Source organism: Actinoplanes sp. NPDC051633, from assembly GCF_040681735.1.
Taxonomy (GTDB): domain Bacteria; phylum Actinomycetota; class Actinomycetes; order Mycobacteriales; family Micromonosporaceae; genus Actinoplanes.
In genome coordinates this window covers 1-6,446 of the sequence record NZ_JBFAZH010000378.1, presented here as the reverse complement: position 1 = coordinate 6,446, position 6,446 = coordinate 1, and the positions used below count along the sequence as shown (strand labels likewise).

Here is a 6,446-nt window from a genome sequence, read left to right as displayed (position 1 = left end):
CCGGCGTCCGGGTGCCGGACCGTGCCGGCGATCTCGGCGGAGCGGCCCCCGGCGAACGTGGCGGCGCCGGCCAGGCCGGCCGCGGCGCCGTCGAAGCAGGCGGACGCGGTGGCCACCCACTGCGGCGCGTCGTGGGCGCGGGAGCTGGCTCGCTGGTGGTCGCCGTTGGTGATGCGGGCGGCGAAGGTGAAGGAAGCCGTGTCGCCCGGCGTGACGGCTTGCGCCGGCGCGGCCGCCGTCAGCATCACCGCCGCGGCCAGAAGCCCGAGTCCCGTACCCGCCCATGATCGTCTGCGCATGCCGCCTCGCCCCCGTGAGTCCCCGTACCGCGGTGACCATCATCGATGCGCGGCGCGACGGCCACAAGACCGGAGGTCTGTCGGATTTGATAACTACCCGGGTCCGCCGGGTACAGATTGGTGGTGACTCAATCCACCGCCGCGGTCGTCGGCCAGTTCGCCCGCGATCTCGTGCTCTCCGTCGACCGTCTGCCCGAGTCCGGCTCGTCCGGCGCCGCCACCGGCCGTCGCGAGCAGCTCGGCGGCAAGGGCGCCAACCAGGCCGTCGCGCTGGCCCAGCTCGGGGTGCGGCCGGCGCTGGTCGCGGTGGCCGGCAACGACCTGATCGGCGACGAGCTGCTGGCCCAGGCCCGGCGCGACGGCGTCGACGTCCGCGCCGTCGTTCGCCGGCCGGGCGTCCTGACCAGCCTGATCGTGGAGATCCTGGTGGCGGGGGAGTACCGGTACGTGGAGGACCTGCTGCTGCTCACCGAGGCCGACGTGCTCAGCGCCCGGGCGGCGATCGAGGCGTCCGACGCGGTCCTGGTGCAGCTCCAGCAGCCGGTGGCGGCGGCGGTCGCCGCGGCCCGGATCGGGCACGAGGCGGGACGGCTGGTGGTGCTCGACGGGCAGATCACCGACCGGCGGCTGCTCGCGCTGGCGGATGTGGTGCGCGCGGACGAGAAGGAGGCGGACGGCCTCGACGAACGGATCTTGGACCAAGGGCCGTCGCTGCTGGCCATCGCCCGGCCGTCCGGGAACCTGCTGATCTGGTCCGGTGGCCGCGTGGAGCTGTCGCTGACCGGCGGCGACCCGGTGGACACCACCGGTGGCGGTGACTCGTTCGTGGCCGGGCTGACGGCGGCGCTGCTGCGCGGGGCGTCGTACGAGGAGGCCGGACGGCTGGCGACGGCCGCGTCCGGTTCGACGGTCGGCCACCCCGGCGGGCGACCGGACCTGCGCGATGTCTGAGATCGCCGCGGCCGAGCCCTGGGCCGTCCGCGAGCTGGGCCTTCCCGAGAGCGCCGCCGCCCTGCGCCAGGCCGAGTCCGTCTTCGCGCTGGCCAACGGGCACATCGGGCTGCGCGGCAACCTCGACGAGCCGCATCCGGACGGCATGCCCGGCACGTACCTCAACTCGCTGTTCGAAGAGCGGGACCTGGCCTATCCCGAGGCGGGGTACGCCTTCCCGGAACGCACCGAGACCATCGTCAACGCGCCGAACGGCAAGCCGATCGCGGTCACGGTCGACGGCGAGCCGCTGGATCTGCGCTCGGGCACGCTGCACCGCCACGAGCGCGTCCTCGACCTGCGCCGGGGCGTGCTGACCCGGGAGGCGGAGTGGACCTCACCCGGCGGCGTGGCCGTGTGGCTGCGCAGTGAGCGGCTGGTGTCCTTCACCCGGCCGTCGGTCGCCGCGATCCGCTACACCCTCCGCGCCGACGCCGAGCTGCGGATCACCTCCAGCCTGGTGGTCAACGAGGATCAACCGGCGCCGAGCGACGACCCCCGGGCCAGCGCGGTGATCCATCGGCCGTTCCGGGCGGTGTCGCACGACCGTGACGCCCTGGTGCACCGGACCCGGCGCAGCGATCTGCCGGTGGCCGCCGCGGTGACGCACACCGGGCCGCCCGGCGAGATCGAGACGGAACCGGACCGGATCCGGTGGACGACGACCGGCCGCGGCGAGATCGACTTCGAGAAGGTGCTGGCGTACCGGTGGAACGGTGACGGGCTGCGGGACGAGGCGGTGGCCGACCGGGACGCGGCAGCGCGGGACGGCTTCGCGGTGCTGGCCGACGAGCAGTGCGCCTACCTGGAGGACTTCTGGCGGACCGCGGACGTCGAGGTCGACGGGGATCCGGAGATCCAGCAGGCGGTGCGGTTCGGGTTGTTCCACGTGCTGCAGGCGGGCGCGCAGGCCGGGCCGCATCCGATCGCGGCGAAAGGGCTGACCGGCAACGGGTACGACGGGCACACCCTGTGGGACACCGAGACGTTCGTGCTGCCCGTGCTCACGTACACCCATCCCGCCTGTGTCGGCCTGGCCTTGCGCTGGCGGCACGCGACCCTGGCGGCGGCCCGGCAACGGGCCGCCGAGCTCTGCCTGGCCGGGGCGTCCTTCCCGTGGCGCACGATCAGCGGGCCGGAGTGCTCCGGTTACTGGCCGGCCGCGACGGCGGCGCTGCACGTCAACGCGGACATCGCCGACGCCGTGCGGCGATACCACGCGGCCACCGGCGACGACGACTTCATGCGCGAGGCCGGGCGGGAGATCGTCGAGGAGACGGCCGCGCTGTGGGCGGAGATGGCCTACCTGGACGACGCGGGCGCGGCGCACATCGCCGGGGTGACCGGGCCGGACGAGTACAGCGCGCTGATGGACGACAACCTGTACACCAACGTGCTGGCCGCGCGGAACCTGCGGCTGGCCGGCCGGCACGACCTCGCCGACCGGCTGGTGATGCGCTACGACGAGCGGCTGGAGGTGCATCAGCAGGCGTACGGCTTCACCCGCCTCGAGGAGTGGGACTTCGGCGCCGATCACGACTATCCGCTGATGCTCGGGCAGCCGTACCTCAACCTGTATCGCAAGCAGGTCGTGAAGCAGGCCGATCTGGTGCTGGCGATGGTGATCGCCGGGGATCTGTTCACCGCCGAGCAGAAGCGGCGCAACTTCGCCTACTACGAGGCGCGGACGGTGCGCGACTCGTCCCTGTCGGCGCCGGTGCAGGCGGTGCTCGCGGCCGAGCTCGGACACCTGTCCCGGGCGTACGAGTACCTCGCCGAGGCGGCGCTTCTCGACCTGCGGGCCGACGGCGAGGCCAGTGGGGACGGTCTGCACATCGCGGCCTGCGCGGGCGCCTGGATCGCGCTGGTGATGGGCTTCGGCGGCCTGCGTGACCACGACGGCGAGCTGTCCTTCGCGCCCCGGCTGCCGCCCGCCCTCCCGCGGCTGCGGTTCAGCGTGCGCTGGCGCGGCGGCAGCCTGCGGGTGACCGTCACCCGGGACAGCGTGACCTACGTGGCGCACGACGACCTGGTGGCCTTCAAGCACTGCGACCGCGAGGTGAAGCTGCCGGCGGGGGAGTCGGTCGCCTTCGCCCTGGACCCGGTCACCGACCTGCCGGCGCCGCAGACCCCCCGCCCGCCGGCGCCCCGCCCGCCGATGTCCCGGGCAGCAACATAGCGAGGCCGTCGAGCAGGCGCTGCAGGCCGAACGCCATCATCTTGTCGAGGGCGAGATCGACCTCGGGCGCCTCGATGAAGCTGCCCAGCAGCGGGAACCGCCCGTCGGAGAGGACCGCCGCGGCGCGTTCGCCCTGGCGTTCCATCCACTCCCGGTCGCTCAGGCCGCTGTCCTGTTCGGCCTGCGCCTCGGCCTCCAGGCTGACCGCCTGCCCGCGCACGTAACCCGCCAGGGTGATCGTGGCCAGCAGCATGTCCTCCGGCGGCAGCCCGTATCCGTCGAGAGCACGCAGGGTCCACTCGGTGTGCGCCATCGCGTTCGGGGCCAGCTGCGGCCGGGTGAACGACACCGCCTGGGCCAGCCACGGGTGCCGGCGGTAGAGCGCCCACTGCAGCCGCGTGATCGCCTCCAGGCGGGGCCGCCAGCCCTCCGGCGCCGGGTCGGGCGGCGGGTTCTCCGCGAAGACCCGGTCCAGCATCAGCAGCAGCAACTCGTCCTTGTCGCCCACATGCCGGTAGAGCGACATGGTGGCGACACCGGCCGCACCGGCCAGCCGCCGCATCGACAGCGCGGAGAGCCCCTCGGCGTGGGGGGGGGGGCTGGCCGCCGCGCGCACAAGGGCCCGCAAGGAGCCTCGCGGCGGGGTGGCGACCCGCCGGGGGACGCCGGCGGCGGCGCGCGCCACCCACCCGCCCCCCCCCCGGGCGTCGACCAGCCCCCAGCCGCGCAGCTCGGCGATGACCTTGGTGGCCGTCGCCATCGCGATGCCGTACTGCCGCATCAGCTCCCGCGTCGACGGCACACGGTCCCCGGCGGCGAGATCGCCGGACGCGATCTGGCCGGCGATCACCCCGGCGATCCTGCGGTACGGCGGTTCCATGCGTACCCCCTGCACTAGTGCACTTGCTTCCACGGTGCACTATGTCACGCCGTCAAACGGTGGACCTAGCACCACTTCGCGTCCTGGTGCACCTTCGTACAGTGTTCTCATGGACATTCTCTTCGTGGAAGACCTGCGCCGCGTCTACGCGGGTGGCGGGAACGAGATCACGGCGCTCGACGGGCTGACCGCCGGGTTCGCCGCCGGGACGTTCACCGCCGTGATGGGCCCCTCGGGGTCGGGCAAGAGCACGCTGCTGCAGTGCGCCGCCGGGCTGGACCGGCCGACCTCGGGGCGGGTGGTGATCGGCGGAGCGGAGCTGACCGCCACCGGGGAGGCGGCGATGACCCGCTTCCGTCGTGAGCGGGTCGGTTTCGTGTTCCAGGACTTCAATCTGATGCCGGCGCTGACCGTCACCCAGAACGTGACGCTGCCGCTGAAGCTGGCCGGCCGCAAGGTCGACCGCCGCAAGGTCCGCGACCTGCTGGAGCGGCTCGGGCTGGGCGACCGGCTCGGCCACGTGCCGGGGGAGTTGTCCGGCGGGCAGCGGCAGCGGGTGGCGATCGCCCGGGCGCTGATCACCGAGCCGGAGGTGGTCTTCGCCGACGAGCCGACCGGCGCGCTGGACACCCGGGGCGCGCGGGAGGTGCTCGAGCTGCTGCGGGCCGCGGTGCGCGACTTCGGGCGTACGGTCGTGATGGTCACCCACGATCCGGTGGCCGCCGCGTACGCCGATGCCGTGCTCTTCCTCGCCGACGGCCGCATCGTCGGCCGGATGGACCGGCCGACCGCGGAGCGGGTCGCCGAGCGCTTGGCTCACGTGGCCGACCTGGCCGGCCCGCAGCGCCTGACCGCGGCCGGTGCGGCATGATCATGACCCGCCTCGCCGTCAGCGGCCTGCGCAACCGCACCGGCGCGTTCGCCGCCACCTTCCTGTCCGCGGCCCTCGGCGCCGCGATCCTGATGACCTTCGCCGCCCTGCTCGACACGGCGGCCGGCACCACCGACGCGGCGAGCCGGGAGGGCCTGATCACGATGGCCTCGGTGGCGGGTGGCTGGTGCCTGCTGATCGTCATTTTCGCGGTCTCGTCCACGATGTCCCTGTCGGTGCGGCAGCGGGAGGTCGAGATCGGCGTCCTGCGCCGGGCCGGCGCCACGCCGGGCCAGCTCACCCGCATGATCGTCGGAGAGGCGGTGCTCGTCGCCGTGGTCGCCGCCGCGATCGCCGTGCCGATCGGCCTGGGCCTGGGCCGGGTGCTGCTCGATCTGCTCGCCGACACGGGACAGGTCGCCGCGTCGGTCGGTTACGTCTTCGGCCCGATCGCCCTCGGCGTCGGCTTCGGTGTCACCGTCGCCGGCTCGATCGTGGGTGCGCTGCTGGCCGCCCGCCGTCGCGGCCGCGTTCGGTCCCGCCCCGGCCGGGGTCGCGTGATCGGCGCGACGGTGTTCCTGCTCGCGGGCACGAGCTGCGCCGTGGTGACGGCGACGGTGATGAAGGGCCATGCGATCGATGCGATGCAGACGGCCGGCCAGGCGTCGATCTGGTTCGCGCTGGGCCTGGCCCTGCTGGCGCCGTGGCTGCTGCGCCTGACCGCCCGGATCGTCCCGGTCGGCCTGCTCTTCGGCGCGCCCGGCGAGCTGGCCGCCACCAACGTCCGGCGGCAGGCGGCGGCGCTGTCCGGCGCGGTGATGCCGGTGATCCTGTTCGTCGGCATCACCACCGCCACCGTCTACATGCAAGCGATGGAGAACGCGGCGTCGGCCGGGCGGGTGCTGCAGGACTTCGAGAAGAACATCCGCACCCTCAACTATGTGGTGGTGGGCATGCTGGCGCTCTTCGTCGCCATCATGCTGGTCAACACGGTGCTGGCCGCCACGGCCGGTCGTCGCGGGGAGTTCGGCCGCCAGCGCCTGTGCGGCGCCACGCCCGGTCAGACCGTCGCGATGGTGGCCGCCGAGAGCGCGCTGCTGAGCGTGGCCGGTGTGGGTTTCGGCGCGCTGGCCTCGCTGGTGACGATCCTGCCGTACGCGTACGCCCGCTCCGACGACTGGACGCCGTCGCTGCCGGCGGCGCCGTTCCTGGTCGTGGTCGCGACCG

Annotated in this window: 5 protein-coding genes and 1 pseudogene; 4 read left to right on the top strand and 2 right to left on the bottom strand. The window is 73.7% G+C overall.

The genetic code is table 11. The features are described 5' to 3' along the window. Window positions 1-299: pseudogene (locus tag AB0M20_RS21105) on the bottom strand (hypothetical protein); the annotation flags it as partial. A gap of 123 nt (window positions 300-422) precedes the next feature. Here AB0M20_RS21105 and AB0M20_RS21100 point away from each other — a divergent pair. Together AB0M20_RS21100 and AB0M20_RS21095 are read left to right on the top strand one after the other, a co-directional pair. Then, complete coding sequence (locus AB0M20_RS21100) at window positions 423-1,250, top strand: PfkB family carbohydrate kinase (RefSeq protein ID WP_364300542.1); 828 nt, start codon at window positions 423-425, stop codon at window positions 1,248-1,250. Next, window positions 1,243-3,468: a glycosyl hydrolase family 65 protein gene (locus AB0M20_RS21095; protein WP_364300540.1), complete on the top strand. Its 2,226-nt coding sequence runs from the start codon at window positions 1,243-1,245 to the stop codon at window positions 3,466-3,468. Before AB0M20_RS21100 ends, AB0M20_RS21095 begins: the two co-directional genes overlap by 8 nt. On the opposite strand, the gene AB0M20_RS21090 is transcribed toward AB0M20_RS21095, so the two are convergent. Further along, window positions 3,395-4,348 carry a TetR/AcrR family transcriptional regulator C-terminal domain-containing protein gene (locus AB0M20_RS21090; RefSeq protein ID WP_364300538.1) on the bottom strand — a complete coding sequence of 318 codons (954 nt, stop codon included), beginning with the start codon at window positions 4,346-4,348 and terminating at the stop codon, window positions 3,395-3,397. The genes AB0M20_RS21095 and AB0M20_RS21090 overlap by 74 nt on opposite strands. A gap of 109 nt (window positions 4,349-4,457) precedes the next feature. Between AB0M20_RS21090 and AB0M20_RS21085 the strand changes: the two genes are divergently transcribed. Next, on the top strand, window positions 4,458-5,219 hold the full coding sequence (locus AB0M20_RS21085; RefSeq protein ID WP_364300536.1) for an ABC transporter ATP-binding protein: 762 nt from the start codon (window positions 4,458-4,460) through the stop codon (window positions 5,217-5,219). Window positions 5,220-5,221: 2 nt separating this feature from the next. Next, window positions 5,222-6,446: ABC transporter permease (locus AB0M20_RS21080; RefSeq protein WP_364300534.1), on the top strand; the 1,225-nt coding region annotated here is incomplete at its 3' end.